This is a genomic window from Corynebacterium sp. zg-331 (assembly GCF_014267345.1).
Classification (GTDB): domain Bacteria; phylum Actinomycetota; class Actinomycetes; order Mycobacteriales; family Mycobacteriaceae; genus Corynebacterium.
This window is the reverse complement of record NZ_JACMYD010000007.1, coordinates 82902-100527: the sequence shown is the minus strand read 5'-3', so window position 1 is coordinate 100527 and position 17626 is coordinate 82902. Positions and strand designations below refer to the sequence as shown.

Below are 17626 nucleotides of genomic sequence, written 5' to 3'. Positions count from 1 at the left end.
CGTGGGCCGAACCTCGACCCGCAAGCACAAAAAGGGCCGGCGCGCGGGAAGCGCACCGGCCTGGGAGAAACTCGGGGGAGCCTACTCCTTGGCTCCCGCGGTAGGCAGCGGATCCACGCCGGAGTCGTTGAGCATGGGCACGTCCACCAGGACGTCGGGGATGCCAAAGGCGTCCACCAGCACGCCGGACCACGGCCCGATGGAATCCACGAGGTCGTTCACGGCCGCGCGGGCGGCCTTGGTGCGGTTGCCGGACAGGATGTTCTTCTCCTGGTACCAGCCCGCGTGCTTGAGGATGGTGGAGAGGGCGAAAAGGTGGCGCACCTGCTCCAGCAGCGGGAAGGCTGGGGAGTCCGTGGGCAGCTCGGTCTCGGCCTCGATGAGGGCCTCGATGAGCATGGTGTCGATCCGGGCCCACGCCAGGTCGATGAGGTGATCCTGGGCGCGGTCCACGAGCTTCACGGCGTCGGCGGGTTCCATCTTCTTGGCGTCCTTGAGGCGGCGGGCCAGGGACTTCAGCAGGTTCTGTTCGCGCTCCTGGATGATCTTGGCCTGGTAGCCGGCGTCGAAGAGAGAGCTCTCCTCGCGGTCGCCCACGCGGTCGATGAGGCTCTGGACCGCCAGCGGGATGGAGGTGCGCTGGCGCAGGACATCGCTGATGCTTTCCACGCTGAACTTCACCATGTCGATGGGCGAGAGGTCGGAGAGATCGCGGGCGTAGGCGGTGATGATCTCCTTGCCCACCAGCTGCAGGAGCACCGTGTTATCGCCCTCGAAGGTGGTGAACACGTCGGAGTCGCCCTTGAAGATGGTCAGACGGTTCTCCGCCATGTATCCGGCGCCGCCGCAGGCCTCGCGGCACTCCTGGATGGTGTCGGTGGCGTGCGCGGTGGCGGCCACCTTGACGGCGGCGGCCCGGGATTCCGTCTCGCGCTGCTTGCGCAGCTGCTCCTCAGTGGGGGTGGCCACGTCCCACTCGCCGCGGTTGATGGCGGCGGTCTGATCGTGCAGTCGCTCGATCATCTGGTTTTGCAGCATGGCCAGGGCGTAGGAGCGGGCCAGGCGGGGCAGCAGGCGCAGCCGGTGGGCGCGGTGGTCGATCAGGCGCTTTTCCTTGCCGGGTAGGCCCTCGAACTGGCGGCGGCGCAGGGCGTAGCGCACCGCGATGGTCAGGGAGGCGCGGGTGGCGGCGCCCGCGGCGGCGCCCACGGCCACGCGGCCGCGGATCAGGGTGCCGAGCATGGTGAAGAAGCGGCGGTTGCGAGACTCGATGGGGGAGGAGTATACGCCGTCTTCGGAGACATCGCCGAAGCGGTTGAGCAGGGCCTCGCGCGGGACGCGGACCTTATCGAAGCTCAGGGTGCCGTTATCCACGCCGAGCAGGCCGCCCTTGTGGCCGTGATCGCCAATGGTCACGCCGGGCAGGGGGTTGCCGTCCTCGCCGCGGATGGGGACCAGCAGGCAGTGAACGCCGTGCGATTCCTTCGTGCCGGGGGTGTAGAGCTGGGCAAAGACCGCGGCCATGGTGCCGTGCTTGGCGGCGTTGCCGATGTAGACCTTCTCCGCCGAGGGGGTGGGGGAGTCCACGATGAACTCCTTGGTCTCGGGGTCGTAGGTGGCGGTGGTCTCGATGTTTTGCACGTCGGAGCCGTGGCCGCGCTCGGTCATGCCGAAGCAGCCCAGGAGCTTGAGATCCATGATGTCGCGCACGTAGTGGGAGTGACGCTCGGTGCCCAGGGCATCCACGGCCCCGCCCCACAGGCCCCACTGGACGCCGCCCTTGACCATGGTGGACAGGTCGGCGTAGCCCACCATCTCCAGGCCGGTGAGGGTGGCGCCGGTGTCTCCGAACCCGCCGTTTTCCGGGGCGAATACGCCTTTTTGCATGCCGGTTTCCGCCAGGATGGACAGCTTATCGAGCATTGCCTCGCGGGCCTCGTCCATGCTCAGGGTGGGATCGTGCAGCAGCTCCTTGCCGCGGTCGCTGACGGCCTCGCGGAAGATTTCGCGGGAGCTGGCCCAGCGGCCGTCGAGGAGCTTGCGCAGATCCTTGGCGGCGGCGGGGTCGGGGGTGGTGGGCAGGGTGCGGGGGCTGCCCTTTTCCGGGGTGGGGCGGTTCTTATCGGTCATGATGAACTCCTAGGAAATGATTAACGCTCGATGATGGCGACGACGCCCTGGCCGCCGGCGGCGCAGATGCTCACGAGGGTGCGGCCGCCGCCGTTTTCCTCCAGGGTCTTGGCGGCGGTGGCGAGGATGCGCCCGCCGGTGGCGGCGAAGGGGTGCCCGGCGGCCAGCGAGGATCCCTTGACGTTGAGCTTGCTGCGGTCGATGGTGCCCAGCGGCGCGTCGAGGCCGAGGCGGTCGCGGCAGTAGTCGGTGGATTCCCAGGCAGCCAGGGTGGCGAGCACCTGGGAGGCAAAGGCCTCGTGGATCTCGTAGAAGTCGAAGTCCTGGAGGCTCAGACCGTGGCGGGCCAGCAGCCGCGGGACGGCGTAGGTGGGGGCCATGAGCAGGCCGTCGGGGCCGTGCACGAAGTCCACGGAGGCGGTCTCGGAGTCCACGAGCCAGGCCCGCACGAGGATGTTGTGCTCGCGGGCCCAATCCTCGGAGGAGAGCAGGGCCACGGAGGCGCCGTCGGTCAGCGGGGTGGAGTTGCCGGCGGTCATGGTGGCCTGGGCGCCGTGCTGCTCGGCGTCCTTGCGCCCGAAGACGGGCTTGAGCTTGGCGAGCTTTTCCGCGCTGGTGTCCGGCCGCAGGTTCGTGTCGCGCTGCACCCCGAGGAAGGGGGTGAGCAGGTCGGAGAAGAACCCGGCCTCGTAGGCGGCGGCCAGGTTGCGGTGGGACTGCACGGCCAGCTCGTCCTGGTCGGCGCGGCTGATGCCGAACTCGCGGGCGGTGATGGCGGCGTGCTCGCCCATGGAAAGCCCGGTGCGCGGCTCGCCGTTGCGCGGCTGCTCGGGGGCCAGCTGCGAGGGGCGGATGGAGCCCAGCAGCTTGAGGCGGTCGCCGGCCGTCTTGGCGGTGCTGAGCTTGATGAGGGTGCGGCGCAGGTCGTCGCCCACGGCCAGGGGGGCGTCCGAGGTGGTGTCCACGCCGCCGGCCAGGCCGGAGTCGATGCGCCCCAGGGCGATGGCGTCGGCCACCTGGATGGCGCTGGTGAGCCCGGTGCCGCAGGCGTGCTGCACGTCGAAGGCGGGGGTGCGCGACCCCAGCGCGGAGCCGAGAACGCACTCGCGGGTGAGGTTGAAATCGCGCGAGTGCTTGAGCACGGCGCCGGCGGCCACCAGGCCCAGGTCCTCGTCCTGGAGGCCGTAGCGCGCCACGGCGCCGTCGATGGCCGCGGTGAGCATGTCCTGATTGGAGGCGTTGGCGTACTCCTTGTTGGAGCGCGCGAAGGGGATGCGGTTTCCACCGAGGATCGCGACCTTGCGGGGGTTAGTCATGTGTGCTCCGTCCTAGTAGGGATCTCTGCGCGACAGTTTAACGTGACTCAAAGCATAGCGTGTGAAAATCTATAATGTGAATCACTAACTTGGCTGCTACGGTAGACAAAGATCTGGCGCAAGCAAAGCGCCGACCCCCACGACGTTAGGAGATCACCTCATGCCCTCTCCCCACAAAGGCCTGCTAGAACAGCTCATCAACTCCCCCCTCGCGGGAAAAGCGGGGGTGCCGCAGGGTGAGCCGTTGCGGCGATACACCCCCGGCGAGCCGCTTCTCGACGCCCCCGTGGTCACCGGGGGTGCCCCCGGCAGCCGCTTCGAGGGGGGGATCAAGAACCTCCTCGGCGGCGACTACCAGTACGTGGGCCCGGAGGCCGACACCAAGCGCGGCGCCATCGTCTTCGACGCCACCGGCATCGCCCGCCCCGAGGATCTCCACGAGCTCTACGACTTCCTCCAGCCCCAGATGCGCAAGCTCGCCCCCTGCGCCCGCGTGGTGGTGCTGGGCACCACGCCCGAGCTGGTAGCCGACCGCGACGAGCACATCTGCCAGCGAGCCCTCGAGGGCTTCACCCGTTCCCTGGCCAAGGAGCTGCGCCGCGGGGCCACCGCGCAGCTGGTCTACGTCGCACCCGAAGCCGACCTCACCGCCGCCGAGTCCACCCTGCGCTTCCTCCTCTCCGGCAAGTCCGCCTACGTGGACGGCCAGGTGATCCGGGTGACCGCGAACGCCGTGGGCACCGCCGACTGGAATAAACCCCTCGAAGGTAAGATCGCGGCCGTCACCGGGGCCGCGCGCGGCATCGGCGCCACCATCGCGGAGGTGCTGGCCCGCGACGGCGCGAAGGTCATCTGCGTGGACATCCCCCAGGCCGGCGAGGGCCTGGCCCAGACCGCCAACCGGGTCAAGGGCACCGCCCTGCCGCTCGACGTGACCGCCCCGGACGCGGCCGACCAGCTGCACAAGCACGCCGCCGAGCGCCACGGCGGCGCCATCGACATCGTCGTGCACAACGCCGGCGTCACCCGGGACAAGCTGCTGGCCAACATGAACGAGGGCCAGTGGGCGATGGTGCAGAACATCAACCTCGTGGCCCCCGTGCGCATCACCGAGGGCCTGCTGGCCAACGGCGGCCTAGCCGATGGCGGTCGCGTGGTGGGCGTGTCCTCCATGGCCGGCATCGCGGGCAACCGCGGCCAGACCAACTACGCCACCACCAAGGCCGGCGTGGTGGGCCTGGTGGACACCTTCTCCGAGGAGCTGTCCGAGCGCGGCATCACCGTCAATGCCGTGGCGCCCGGGTTCATCGAGACTGCGATGACCGCCGCCATGCCGTTCGGCCCGCGCGAGGTGGGACGCCGCCTCAACTCCCTCTCCCAGGCGGGCCAGACCATCGACGTCGCCGAGACCATCGCCTACCTCGCGGGCAATGCCTCCGGCGCGGTCACGGGCAACACCGTGCGCGTGTGCGGCCAGAACCTCCTGGGGGCCTAGATGACGCACCACGACCTCCCCACCATCCCCAATCTCATGAGTGAGTACGGGAACGCGGCGCGCGACCTGCTGCCCGTCGTGGGCACTAAGCGACGCGTTACCGGCAACCCCACCACCTCCTACGGGGTGCGCGGGGTGACCCTGGACCCCGCCCACGTGGCGGCCTATGCCCAGGCCACGGGCCTGCGGCTGGGTCATGTCGTGCCGCTGACTTATCCTTATGTGCTCTCTTTCCCCCTGGCCATCAAGGTGATGGGGGCGCCGGATTTCCCATTCAACGCCGTGGGAGCGGTGCACCTGACCAACGTGATCGAGCAGTACCGACCGATCACCATGACCGATAGCCTGGACATTGCGGTGCGGGCGGACAACCTTCGCCCGCACCGCAAGGGCCTGCTCATCGATATGATCACCGAGATCGAGGTAGCCGGTGAGCCCGTCTGGCGCCAGACCTCGGGCTTTTTGGCCAAGGGCGCTCGGCTGGCGGGCCCCACCGACGCGGCAGAAGACAGCGGTTCCCTCTTCGGCGAGCATCCCCCGGTGCCCACGGGCACCCCCACCGGCCAGTGGCGGGTTACCCCGGCGCAGATTAAGAAGTACGCGCAGGCCTCCGGGGATAAGAACCCCATCCACGTCTCCGCGCTGGGGGCCAAGGCCTTCGGCTTCCCCGCCACGATCGCCCACGGCATGTGGTCCGCGGCCGCGATCCTGGCGGGCGTGGAGGGCCAGGTACCCGACTCCGCGCGCTACGGCGTGGAGTTCGTCAAACCGGTGGTGTTGCCCGCGCGGGTCGGCTACTACGCCGAGCGCTCCGAGGAGGGCTGGGCCTTCCAACTCCGCAAGGCCACCAAGCCGACCACGCTGCACGCGGTGGCCAAGCTGGAACGGCTCTGATTCTTCGACGCGAAGGGGTGCCACCGGGTGCGGTCGCGGGGCGGCGGCCTTCCTGGTGGCACCCCTTCGTGCGTGGGGGGTAGGCCAGCACGGGGTGTGCCATCCGTGGCTCACCACTAACGCTAAGGGGTGCCACTGCGCGCTCGAATCGGATCCGAGCCCCGCCGGTGGCACCCCTTCGCGTCGATGGCCCCGCGAGACTTACCCCTTGGTGTCGATGTTCATCTCGCCGGGGTTCCACAGGCCGGAGCGGGTGACCTCCTTCTGGGTGATCTCCGCGGTGTCGGGGGCTTGATCCTCGGAGTTAGTGCGCGGCTCGTAGATCTCGATGGAGCCCCAGTCGCGGCGCCAGTCGTCGCGCAGGTAGCTGGGCAGCTCGTAGGACTCGTTGACGGCCTCCACGGTGCCCATCGGACCGCCGCCGGTGTAGTTTTGCACCGGGGTGAGGGTGGACTTGCCGGGATAATCCGGTGAGATCCGATAGGTGGGAATCTCGGTCACCCCCGCGTAGTGGCCGAAGGTGCGCTGGCAGGGGAATTGCAGGGGCACCGGCCAATCGAGCAGCCCGGGTTGCTCGGAACCGATCACGCTATTGAGGCTGTCCAGGGTGGGTACGCGGGGTGGGGTGATGCCCAGCCACTCGTTCTCGTTGAGGTTGATGTCCTCGGCCTTGATGCGCACCACGTTCGCCCCCTCGGGTAGGTCGGCCAGCGGGTAGCGCAGATTGCGCCAGTTGGGGGTGGGGCCGGCGTCGTACATCTCCACGGAGCCGGTATCGGTGACGGAGCCGTCGGCCTGGCGGGTGCCGTATTGGAGCACCAGGTTCTGGCCGTCCTGCTCGATGCCGTTGATGTCGTGATGCTTGATCCTGCCGAAGGCGGACACCACCACCAGGGGCGCCTCCTCGCGGGCCGCGGGCAGTTCATACCAGGCCGTGGTGACCCTGGCGGGCCGTTGCTCCTCCTCCTGGTAGGAACCGAGCACCGGGACCACCGTGTAGTCCAGGTTGAAGGGCAGCTCGTGGGTGGAGCCGTTGGCGCTGCGTTGGCTGGTGGTGCGCAGGCCGCCGGAATTGCCGTTGTCCTGGCCGGAATCGGAGCTCCCCGCGGCGTCGTCGGAATCCACCTGATCGGAGATCGCCGCGCCCGGGCTGGTGGTATCGGCCTTCTCCTTCTCCACGCTGTCGGGCAGGTTATTGGGGCCGAAGCCCCGGTTGTCCCCGGTCTCCAGGGACTCGGCCAAGGGGACGCCGTCCACGGGGGTGAGGAAGGCGGCGTTGGTATTGGTCTCCACCAGGGCGTCGGCGGCCAGGCCACAGCTGTTGCCCCCGAGGTTGCGCAGGTTACCCAGGCCCACGGTGTAGGCCGGGTACTGGCTGGCAAAGGCCTTGCCGAAGCTCAGCAGGGAGAAGGCCAGCACTATGGCGCTGAGCACCGCGATGGGCGCGGTGGCCAGTCCCGCCCAGCGGGAGGAAACACCGGCGCGCCGGGGCGCCGCCTCGGCGCGGGCGCGGCGTATATCGCTCAGGAAGGAGAGCACCACGCCGATGACCAGGATGGTGATGGCGAGGTAGAGCACCACCGAGGAGGCCTCGATCCCGTGGAGCTGCACGGACTTATCCCACCACGGGATGCGGAAGCTGGACACGTACCACCAGCCGTTCATACCGGCCAGGGCCAGGGCAAAGACCAGCAGGAACCCCCCGATGATCATGGCCCGGGTGCGCGCCGAGCGCACGGCCACCGTGCTGAGCGCCACGGAGGCCACGGCGGCCAGTGCGGCGGCGGTGCCGGCATTGGCGCCGAAGTGGTGTGTCCACTTGGTGGGGGTGAACATGAGGAAGAAGAACGTGCCCACCACGGTGATGAGCAGTCGCACCGTGGGCCCGGAGGCCGTGCCCGCGATCTTTTTGCCGCGCAGCAGCGCGATCGCCACGATCGCCAGGGAGGCAAAGAACATAAACATAGGGAACCGGCGCGTGACCGAGCCGTCGACCGAGGAGGTCGAAAGCAACGACTGGTAGCGCGCGAACTCCTCGTTCCACGGCAGCGCTGGGCCGATCTCCGAGCGCACCCGGGTGGCCTCCAGCACGGCGGCGAAGGTCTGATCGCCGAACATCCCCACCAGCACGGCGGTGCCGGTGGCCAGCACCGGGGCCAGCATCGCCAGGGCCGCCACCGCGTTGCTGCGCAGCGACGCCCGCTCGCCGCCACCGAGCAGTGGCAGGCGGTCGTAGACGATGCGCAGCAACGGGGAGAGCGCCGCGAACAGCGCCGCCACCGCCATCAGGCCGGTGGGGCCGGTGGCCAGGGAGAGCGCGGCCAGCAGCACGCCGATCGCGCCGGGAAGCAGCCGCCGGGTCTCGATCGCCCGCTCGAAGGAGGCCCAGGCCAGGATCGCTCCCATCGCGATGATGGGCTCCGGGCGGGTGCCGTTGTTGTAGGGCAGCCAGAACGCGAGCAGCACCAGGGCGGCGGTCCACTGGGCCAGGTGACGCCCCCCGACCCGGTCGCCCAGGCGGGGCAGCAGGTAGCGGGACAGCACGAACCAGACGATCAGCCCGGAGAGCAAAGCGGGCAGCCGCATCCACATGGAGGCCGTGGACACGCGGCTCATCCACCCCAGGACGTCGTAATAGGGCCAGCCGAACGGCGCCTCGGGCACCCCGAACCAGCGGTAGTAGTTGGCCATGTAGCCGGAGCGTTCCGCCAGGCGGGCCATGGAGAGGATATAGCCGTCATCGGCGGTGTTGGCCCCGACGACGTGCCAGAGGGCCAGGACGGATGCCACCAGTCCGTCCAGCCCGCGCGGGCGCCACCAGCGGGCGGGCAGCACCGGGATGCGCCCCCGGCCGTCCAGGCGATCCAGGCGCAGCAGGCACCACAGGGAGACCGCCATCATCGCCAGCCCCAGCCAGGTGGCGGACTGCTTGAGCGGCGTGGGCGAGGAGGTGAAGCGGGAGTTGATCTCCACGTGGACGCCCAGGCCGGCGTCGATGAGCCGCTGCGCGGCGTCGCCGTCGAGCTCCGTGTACAGGCCGCTGACCTGGGGGCGGACGTCGTCCTTGGCGGCGGTGTCCGGGGTGGCGGAGTAGTCGGTGCCCTCGATCCAGGCCCGGGTCTGTTCCTCCGTGGAGCGCACGGAGAGCACCGCCCGGGCGGGCAGGTCGCGCACCTGATCGGCGGTGAGGTCGAAGAAGGCCTCGCCGCGCACCGAGACGTCGAGGGCGCCGTCGAAGGAGCGGATGAAGAGTCCGCGGTGGGCCGCCTCCGTGGAGTCGGCGGGCAGGGTGCCCAGCAACAGTGACTCCCCCTCGCGTAGATCCTCGAGGGCCGAGACGGGAATCCGGGCCTCCATCTCCTGCGGGGAATAGGAGATGAGCGGGGCATTGACCGAGTTCACGCTCCCGTTTTGCGGCCAGTCCAGGCTGGACTGCACCTGCCGGACGGGCAGGAAGGGGGTGGCCACGAAGAGAAGGAAGCCGAGCAGGCCGGTGACGATGGCGAGGGACGTGAGCCATCCGGGGGCCTGCTGCGGGGGAGCGGGAGACGCTTCTGAGGTGACAGACACAGCCCGTTAGTCTACGGCACCGGCGGGGCCGGCTCCCCCCGAGACTCGGGTGACCACCACGAAAGGACCGACCTGCGCCAGCGCCCAGCGCTGCGGGTCCGCGAAGGAGGCGGGGTTGAAGAACACGCCCCGGTAGCGAATGTTGGGGTGATTGGGGTAAATGTCCTCCGCCAGGTGAATCTTGAAGCCGGAGGTGGTGGCCCCCGGCTTCGCCTCGCGCTCTGCCTCCAGGTCGCCGCGGAAGATCATCGCGTCCGGGGCGCGCCAGGCGTGCGCCCGGGATTCCTCGTCCACCGCCGCGGCAAAGGCCGCGGGATCGGCCAGTTCCTCCCAGGAGCGCCGCGCCCAGTCTTCGATGGCGGCGTTGCGCTGGTCGAACTGTCCCAGCGGATTGGCGTAATGGCTGGTAAAGGCCTGGAAACCGTAGTAGGGGTGGAAGCTCATGAACCTGTTCTCGTCGGCCAGCACCACGGTGTCGGCCGGGTCGTGGCCGTGGCGGCGGATCTCCTCGTCGATCCGGGCGTAATACTGGGCGGCGTTGGGGGCAAAGCGATCCGCGCGCTGGCCGTACCCGTCCGTGTCCGAGTAGGCGTAGTCCAGGTTCTCCTGGTGGTGGGTGGGGATGTCCTGGGTGTACTTCACCCCGGCCAGGCTGAGCACCACCACCAGCACCACGGTGATCCGCCGCTGCCAGGCGGCGGAGAAGCGCTCCGGGTAGAGTGCGCGCAGCCCCCGGCGGCGCATCCAGCCAAGGCCCATCACCCCGGCGGTAGCCAGCTGCAACGCCACCAGCATCTCCACCCGGAATCCCAGCAGGGTCACCCCGGCCACGGTGAGCACCATCGAGGCCAGACACCAGGCGTATTGGCACAGCAGCACCAGGAGGAGCGCCCCCTCGGCGGGGCGTCGCCAATGTAACACCAGGTACACCAGCCCCACCATGCACACGACCCCCACGATGGAGGCCGCGAGGAAGGGGACGGGGAACTCCGCGCCCTCGCCGGGGAGATAATGCATGGCGGTCGCCCCCGAACGCTCCCGCCGGTGCAGGCTGGCCCACAGGTACGGCCCCCAGGTCACCAGCGCCAACAGGGCCGAGCCAAGCCCCGCCGCCACCAGGTGCAGGATCGGGCGCCAGCTGCGCCGTACGGCGGCCAGCACCAGCGCCATGACCACCACCGAGCCGGCCGTTAAGGCGGTAAAGAGCGTGTACATGGTGGCCGAGCACCCCAGGAACACCGCCACCCCCGCGGTGGCGAACCATGAGCCGGACAGCGCCCGCCGCGCGATCAGCGACGCGGCCGGCACCCCCAGGGCCACGATGGTGGCGTAGGGCTCCTGCGGGCCCAATTGCAGTATGAGACAGGTGCTCACTAGGGCGATCGCCGCGGCGGCGGGCAGGGAACCCAGCAGCCGCTGCCACACCGGCACCAACAGGCAGGCCGCCGCCGCGATGGATATCAACGCCCACGGCTGATACACCTCCCAGCCCGGCATCCCCAGCAGGTTGGCCAGCCGGCCACCCACCCAGAACCAGGCGGGTGGGTAGTAGGTGGGCATGTCGATGTAGTTCATGTCCGACAGCGAGGCGGTCTGCGCCATGCGGCCCAAAAACTGCGTGCGGAACGCCTGATCCACCTGCAGGCCGTCGATGTAGAGGCGGGTGGCGGCCAGCGGTAGGCCCGTGGTGCTCACCACCAGCCCCGCCGGGGCGAGGTAGGCCGCGGCATAGGTCAGCGTGCGCCGCCACCGCGGTATCCACCCCCCGCGCATCCACCAGGCCATCATCACGCCCACTACCACGATCACGGCCGCGCTGCCCGCCGCGGCGAGGGCGCGCGTGACCATGGAGGTGCTAAACGCCGGCAGAGTCACCTGCTTGACGAGGAACCAGATGACCAGGGTGAACGCGGCTCCCGCGGTGGGGGCCGCGGCCATCGCCAGCAGGGTGCCGCGCCGCCCCAAACGGTCTGTAGAACTCATGGCCAACAGTCTAGGGGGTGCCAGTGGGGCGGGCGGATACGACCGGCGCCGCGAGGTGGCACCCCATGCGCACGCCGCGCGACGCCGTCCCTCCCGCGGCGTCGGCATCCGCGCGCACCGCCCCGAAGGGGTGCCAGTGGGCGGGCGGCCGGGGTGGAAACCCCGCCACCGGCACCCCTTAGCGCCGTAAAAACGGGGCTAGAAGGGAAGAAGGCGGAAGATCCGGCGGGGGATGAAGTTAAACGCCGCGGTGACCAGCCGGAAGGCCGGGTGGACAAAGATGATGTCCTTGCCGTCCGCCACGGCGGCCACGGTGTCCTTGGCCACGCGCTCGGCGGAGACCGTCAGGGGTGCTTCCTTCAGCCCGGCGGACATCTTGGTGCGCACCTGGCCCGGCCGCACGGTGAGAACCCGCACGCCGGATCCCCGCAGGGTCTCGCCCAATTGGGTATAGAAGCCATCCAGGCCGGCCTTGGCCGCGCCGTAGACGAAGTTCGAGCGGCGTACCCGCACCCCGGCCACGGAGGACAGCGCCACGATTGTGCCGTGCCCCTGCTTCCTCATGGCCTGGCCCAGCAGCACGCCCACGGAGACCGGCCCGGTGTAGTTCACCTGGGCGCAGCTCACGGCCTGGGCCTGATCCTGCCAGAGTTCCTCCTGGTCGCCCAGGGTGCCAAAGGCCACGATCGCCACGTCCACGTCGCCGTGGGAGAAGGCCCGCTCCACCACCTCGGGATGGGTTTCGAAGGCGGTGGCGTCGAAGTCGAGCACCTCCACCTCCGCGGCGCCGGCCCGGGTGAGCTGCGCCACGGCGGCGTCGATGCGTGGGCTGGCGGCGCGGGCGGCCAGGGTGACGCGGGCGGGGCCGCGGCGGAGGAACTCGGAGACGATGGCCAGGCCAATCTCCGAGGTACCGCCGAGCAAGAGGATGTTTTGGGCTTGGCCCACTGCGTTCAACATGACGTGCTCCTTGAGGTAGTTAGCGCAATTCGAGACGGCGGGACATATCGGAGGCAAAGACGCCGGTCGGGTCGATGGCGTTGCGGGTGCGCAGCCACCCCTCCATGCCGGGGTACATGGCGTGGAAGTTCTCGGCCGAGGTGCGGGACTCCTTGGCCAGGTAGAGCCGCCCGCCGAACTCCATGACCTGGCGGTCGAGGTCGTCGAGGAGCGCACCCAAGCCGGGGCGGATGGGGAAGTCCACGCACACGTTCCAGCCCGGCATGGGGTAGGACAGTGGGGCCCGGTTGCCGGGGCCGAAGAGCTTGAACACGTTGAGGGCGGAGTAGTGCCCGGAGGCCTGGATCTGCTTGATGATGTCCTTGAAGGGCTCCACGGCCTCCACGGGCACCACGAACTGATATTGCAGGAAGCCCTTGGCGCCGTAGCCGCGATTCCACTCCCCGATGAGGTCCAGCGGCTGATAGAACTGCGTGAGGTTCTTCACCTGGTTGCGCGCCGGGGCACCCATCAGATAGTAGGCCTGGCCCACGGCGGAGAGGGTGAGCTTATTCAGCGTCCAGGAGGGGAAGACGTCCGGCACCGTCATCAGCTGGGGGGCGCGGAACTTCAGGGGGTCCTTGGCCAGCTTGGGGGCCAGCTCGCGCAGCTGATCCAGGGTGGCCAGGGAGCCGCGGGAGATGGTGGCGCGGCCGAGCTTGGGGGCGGGGGAGATGGCGTCGAACCACGCAGAGGAATAGGTGTAATTGACCTCGGAGCCGTCCGAGTGGAAGGCGATCGTCTCGTCCAGGGTCTCGGTGCGGTCGGTGTCCGCGATGAAAAAGGCCGTCTCCGTCTTGGTCATGCGGATCGTGGCGCGCAGGATGATGCCGGTCAGGCCCATGCCGCCCACGGTGGCCCAGAACAGCTCGCCCGTGGGGTCATCCGGGGAACCCTCCGGCTCCAGGTGCAGCACGCGGCCGTCGGCCACCAGGAGCTCCATGGACACCACGTGGTTGCCAAAGGAACCCGCCGAGTGGTGGTTCTTGCCGTGAATATCCGGCCCGATTGCCCCGCCGATGGTCACCTGGCGCGTGCCGGGCAGCACCGGAACCCACAGGCCGTAGGGGAGGGCGGCCTTCATCAGCTGATCCAGGGTCACGCCGGCGTCTACGTCCACCAGAGCGGAGTCCGGGTCGATGGAGTGGATGCGGTTGAGCGGCTGCATATCCACCACGAGGCCGCCGCCGTTTTGGGCGGGATCGCCGTAGGAGCGGCCCATGCCGCGGGCGATCACGCCGCGCCGGGCATACGAGGGCTTGGTGGAGTTCTCGTCCGCCACCTGGGCCACGGCCTTGACGATCGTGTCCACGTCCGGGGTGGAGAGCACGTGGGCCGTGGACGGCGCGGTGCGGCCCCATCCGTAGAGGGATTGTTCCTTGGTCTGGACTGCCATGGTCATTGAGGAATCTTTCCAAAAAGGCGTACTAGATACGGCACCTACCTTAGCGCCCCGCGGGCGCGGGCAGGCCGAGGCGCGGATCACAGATCCATGATCTCGCGCACGCGGGCGGGAAGATCCTCTTGCGCGGTGATCTCGGGGCCGTGATACTCGCGCAGCTCCTGGTACACCAGCACCCGGCTGGTGGAGTCGAGCAACGGGAGTTCCTGGGCCATCAGGCGCGTCATGAAGTCATCCAGGGGCAGATGGGTGCGCTGCGCCGCCTCGTGCTGCTCCGGCCGGCCTTTCTTTCCGAACATGGCTCCCAAGGATAGCTAGGGTGGTGGGCATGACGCAGACGGATTACTACAGCCTGGACGATACCCGCGCCGGGCGGCTCGCCCAGGCCGCCTTCGTGGGCGGATGGGAGGCGCTGCCGGATTACGTGTCCTCGCGGGCGGCGCGCGCGGCGATCAAGATCGTCCTCGCCGTCGGTGGGGCAGGCCTGGTGGGTGCGCTCAACATGATCGACGAGGACCCCCGCAACGATCCCGCCGCCCTGCTCGACGAGGTAGACCTGAGCCCCGCCCAGACCTGGGCGGGGCTCGCCTGCGGCGCGGCCGCACTGATCTGCCTACCGGCTTTAAGCTCCAGGCTGCGCGCCCGCGCGGTGGACCGGCTGCGCCGTCGCGGGATCCGACGCCCCCACACGGCGCTCGGGGCCGTTGCCGCCGCCCTGGTATTCCTCGTCTCGGAGGTGCGGGCGTGATCGCGGTCGTCGATAAGCAGGAGGATGCCACGGTGGTGTGGCACGTGCAGACCACCGTGGGCGACACCGCCGTGATGTCCGGCGCGTGGATCGTGGCGGACCCCACCGATCTGTTGGTCGGCGCGGTGCAGGTGGCCCCGGGGCCCGAGGCGGTCAGCGAGCTGGCCCGCGCGATCGACCGCGAGCGCGACGCCATCCGTGCCGCCTGCGAGGGCACGGTCACCGGCCTGCGCCTCGACCCCCTGATGGTGCCCGACCTCGACCAGCTCGCCGCCGCCTACCACGGGGAATCCGTCGCCCGGCGGGCCTGGGTCACCGCCACCGCCCTGGCTCAGCTCGTGCAGCAGTGGCACACGCTAGAGACCCAGCGCCGCTCCCGCAAGCATCTCCAGGAGGTCTTTGGCCGCGAGGTCCGGCCCCTGCCGCTTAGCCGCCCTGCGGGCTGAACGCCCCGCCAGGTGACGTGGGCGCGGCCTGGTTCCCGATCATTGATTTCGGCTCCGCCCGCGGGCCTAAAGTAGGCTGAGATCCCGTGCAGAATCTCAAGAGCCAGGGCATCCGTTTCCTTATCAGCGGTGGAATCTCCGCCGTGGTGGATCTGGGCCTGACCTGGGTATGCAACGTGGTGGTGGGCATGGGCGTTCCCCTCTCGCGCACCATCGGCTTCATCTTTGGCACGCTCGTGGCCTACATGATCAACCGGCGATGGACCTTCCGCGCGGAACCCTCCTGGAGGCGATTCCTATCCGTCATGGGCCTCTACACCATCACCTATGGGGTGAACGTGGGCGGCCAAACCCTCGGCCAGGGCTTTTTCCAGGACTGGGGTTGGAATCATACTCTCGCGTTGGTGGCGGCCTTTGTCCTCTCCCAGGGCACGGCCACCGTGATCAACTTCGTGATGCAGCGGGCCTTCATCTTCCGGGAGCGGTGATGCCCCTTCCTCCTCGCCTGCCCCGCCACTCCAAGGGGTGCCACCGTGGGGGTTGGCGGCGTGAGCAGGGTGCCGGTGGCACCCCTTGCGGTTGCCTGTAGCGAGGTGTGGCCTGCCGCCGCGCCTTGATCTTGATTTCCCCTTAGGGGTGCCAGTGGCCGCGCCGCCGGGCCGACGAACCCGCCGATGGCACCCCTTCGTGTCGACGCGACCCCTATTCGGGGCGACGGAATTGCTCGCGGCGGCCCAGGCGGTGCAGCGAGAACCATTCCTTGAATCCGGCGGGGTCGCGCCGCTGGATGAGAAAGAACCAGGCGAAGCGCGCGTACTCCTGAGGGAGGAGTCGGCGCATGCCGGGCTGGTTCATGAGGTAGCCGCGGTTGCGATAGGTAAAGAAGCGCTTGGAGTCGTTGTCGGGGTATTGGGTGTGCATCCGGCCGCCTAGGATCGGCTTGAACTCGCCCGACCCGTTCGGGTGGAGATACGCGGTGGTCAAGGCGGTGCCGAAGCGCAGGCCGGAGCGCACCAGCCGACGGTGATACTCCACCTCGTCGCCGCGGATGAAGAGGCGGTAATCGGGAACGCCGATGATCTCCAGGGCCCGGGCGGAGATCAGCGCCCCGTTAAAGAGGCTGGCGATGCCCGGAATGAAGCCGCCCTCCAGCTCGGCCACCGTGCGTTTCCACGTCATACCCTGGCGCAGGGGGAAGGCGAGGCGATCGGGCTCCTCGATGTCGCAGACCACGGGGGAGACCTCGTGGAGCCTATGGCGGGTGGCGGTGTCGAGAAGCGTGGCCAGAACCTCGTGGTCGCGGGGACGGCCATCGTCGTCGGCGCACCAAATTGCGTCCGCACCGAGGGAGAGCGCGGTGAGGAAACCATACGCGAATCCGCCGGCGCCGCCGAGGTTCGTGCAGCTGGGGAGGTAGACGCCGCGCTTCCCCGCCAGCTCGTGGAGGAGGAGGCGCACGGATTCCTCGGCGGCGTTGTCCACCACGATGACCCAGGTCACTGGGTTGGTCTGTCGGCACACCTGCTCTAGAGAGACGCGGAGTTGTTCCACCCGGTTGTGCGTGACAATGACGGCGGCGATGGAATCAGAGCTTGTCAGCGGTGGAAGCATGTCTACATTCTGCCACGCTGCGATGCCATCTCCACACGGGATCATCCCTAAAAGGGGAATGAAGTCCCCGCGCGATTGCGATGATATCCTCCACCACCTTTGCGCAGTGGTGATCCACGCAGGCGGAGGTATAGCGTAAGGCGTAATATCCACGGCTGACTGCATCGTTGGTTTTCCACCGATCCTTCACAAAGGATGCGTCATTGCCGTGAAAAGCCGTGCCATCAATGTCTATGAGCACTTTTCGTTTTCCCTCCACATAGGCGTCCCAGAAGTGGTTTCCAATCTTAACGTTGTGCGTGATTTTCCACCCACGCATTTTGATCGGGCGAAAGGCCCGGCGTTCCGTCTCGCTATCGGCCCCAATACAGGAGCGCCTCAGAATGGTGGTGAGCCCCGTGCGCGAGGCCGTGCCCATGCGGGAGGTATCGCTCGTGAGAGAGGCCGGTCCGTTCCGTCCGGCATAGTGGTGTTCGAGAACACGCCTGAGGAGGTCGTGACTGCTTTCGTGCAGTCGGCGTTGAACCGAGGCGAGCGCGGCTACCAGCTTCGTGGGCGGGAGGAGGGAAAGGTCGCGTACCACGGCCGCGGCGCAGAGCACCTTGATGCCCTCGATAAGGGTGGTGGGCAGGCAGCGTCTCCGCGTGATGCGTAGATTTTTGGTCCCCTTATCCGATTTCCCTCGGGGAACGACCGCGCGAAGGGGCAGCGTGACCGCCTGACCCAAGAATAACTGTATGGCGGTGGCTCCGGTAAAAGCGAGCTGCGGTTTGAGTAGGGAATAGGCGGCACAAAGCTGGCGCGGAGTTAACTGTTTTTCCGAATACAATCCGCGCATAATCCTGTGGAGGCTTCCCTCCCTCAGTCGGCGTGCCAGGGAAGATCGGGTTTCACCCCTGCGCCTAAGCTCGGCGGTCGAGAAAATAGTAATACCGTCAATCCCCATGTGTACCATCGTGATCCCCCTCTCATCCGCTGTGTTCCTACCCTAGACCAGTGCTGTGGCATGCGTGTTCGAAAACGAGGGGGCTT

14 protein-coding genes are annotated in these 17626 nt (G+C 68.4%); 5 read left to right on the top strand and 9 right to left on the bottom strand.

Annotation, left to right across the window (positions count from 1 at the left end):
• Positions 1–81 precede the first annotated feature (81 nt).
• Both H7347_RS08685 and H7347_RS08680 read right to left on the bottom strand, forming a co-directional pair.
• Positions 82–2130 carry an acyl-CoA dehydrogenase family protein gene (locus tag H7347_RS08685; RefSeq protein ID WP_152823115.1) on the bottom strand — a complete coding sequence of 683 codons (2049 nt, stop codon included), beginning with the start codon at positions 2128–2130 and terminating at the stop codon, positions 82–84.
• A gap of 20 nt (positions 2131–2150) precedes the next feature.
• Complete coding sequence (locus H7347_RS08680) at positions 2151–3446, bottom strand: acetyl-CoA C-acetyltransferase (protein ID WP_152823114.1); 1296 nt, start codon at positions 3444–3446, stop codon at positions 2151–2153.
• A 160-nt stretch (positions 3447–3606) separates the two neighbouring features.
• On the opposite strand from H7347_RS08680, the gene H7347_RS08675 reads away from it, so the two are divergent.
• A complete protein-coding gene (locus H7347_RS08675) occupies positions 3607–4941 on the top strand; it encodes a 3-oxoacyl-ACP reductase (protein ID WP_152823113.1) in 1335 nt (444 codons plus the stop codon).
• Complete coding sequence (locus H7347_RS08670; RefSeq protein ID WP_152823112.1) at positions 4942–5835, top strand: MaoC/PaaZ C-terminal domain-containing protein; 894 nt, start codon at positions 4942–4944, stop codon at positions 5833–5835.
• Positions 5836–6036: 201 nt separating this feature from the next.
• On the opposite strand, the gene H7347_RS08665 is transcribed toward H7347_RS08670, so the two are convergent.
• The 5 genes from H7347_RS08665 to H7347_RS08645 all read right to left on the bottom strand — a co-directional run bounded on the left by H7347_RS08665 (position 6037) and on the right by H7347_RS08645 (position 14088).
• On the bottom strand, positions 6037–9405 hold the full coding sequence (locus H7347_RS08665) for an arabinosyltransferase domain-containing protein (RefSeq protein ID WP_186337417.1): 3369 nt from the start codon (positions 9403–9405) through the stop codon (positions 6037–6039).
• A gap of 6 nt (positions 9406–9411) precedes the next feature.
• Positions 9412–11388, bottom strand: coding sequence for a galactan 5-O-arabinofuranosyltransferase (locus H7347_RS08660; RefSeq protein WP_152823111.1), 1977 nt, complete (start codon positions 11386–11388; stop codon positions 9412–9414).
• Between the two features lie 198 nt (positions 11389–11586).
• Positions 11587–12348 (bottom strand): decaprenylphospho-beta-D-erythro-pentofuranosid-2-ulose 2-reductase, encoded by a 762-nt coding sequence (locus H7347_RS08655; protein ID WP_152823110.1) that lies wholly within the window; start codon positions 12346–12348, stop codon positions 11587–11589.
• Between the two features lie 19 nt (positions 12349–12367).
• Positions 12368–13783 carry an FAD-binding oxidoreductase gene (locus H7347_RS08650; RefSeq protein ID WP_152823143.1) on the bottom strand — a complete coding sequence of 472 codons (1416 nt, stop codon included), beginning with the start codon at positions 13781–13783 and terminating at the stop codon, positions 12368–12370.
• Between the two features lie 86 nt (positions 13784–13869).
• Positions 13870–14088, bottom strand: coding sequence for a hypothetical protein (locus H7347_RS08645; RefSeq protein WP_152823109.1), 219 nt, complete (start codon positions 14086–14088; stop codon positions 13870–13872).
• Between the two features lie 29 nt (positions 14089–14117).
• On the opposite strand from H7347_RS08645, the gene H7347_RS08640 reads away from it, so the two are divergent.
• The 3 genes from H7347_RS08640 to H7347_RS08630 all read left to right on the top strand — a co-directional run bounded on the left by H7347_RS08640 (position 14118) and on the right by H7347_RS08630 (position 15471).
• A complete protein-coding gene (locus tag H7347_RS08640) occupies positions 14118–14537 on the top strand; it encodes a hypothetical protein (RefSeq protein WP_152823108.1) in 420 nt (139 codons plus the stop codon).
• Entirely contained in the window at positions 14534–14983 is a 450-nt protein-coding gene (locus tag H7347_RS08635; RefSeq protein ID WP_152823107.1) for a hypothetical protein, read from the top strand. The genes H7347_RS08640 and H7347_RS08635 overlap by 4 nt, the downstream gene beginning before the upstream one ends.
• Positions 14984–15069: 86 nt before the next feature.
• Complete coding sequence (locus H7347_RS08630; protein WP_370513948.1) at positions 15070–15471, top strand: GtrA family protein; 402 nt, start codon at positions 15070–15072, stop codon at positions 15469–15471.
• A 214-nt stretch (positions 15472–15685) separates the two neighbouring features.
• On the opposite strand, the gene H7347_RS08625 is transcribed toward H7347_RS08630, so the two are convergent.
• Together H7347_RS08625 and H7347_RS08620 are read right to left on the bottom strand one after the other, a co-directional pair.
• Entirely contained in the window at positions 15686–16594 is a 909-nt protein-coding gene (locus H7347_RS08625) for a glycosyltransferase (RefSeq protein WP_152823106.1), read from the bottom strand.
• Positions 16569–17432 (bottom strand): DUF559 domain-containing protein, encoded by an 864-nt coding sequence (locus H7347_RS08620; protein ID WP_186337416.1) that lies wholly within the window; start codon positions 17430–17432, stop codon positions 16569–16571. The genes H7347_RS08625 and H7347_RS08620 overlap by 26 nt, the downstream gene beginning before the upstream one ends.
• Positions 17433–17626 lie beyond the last annotated feature (194 nt).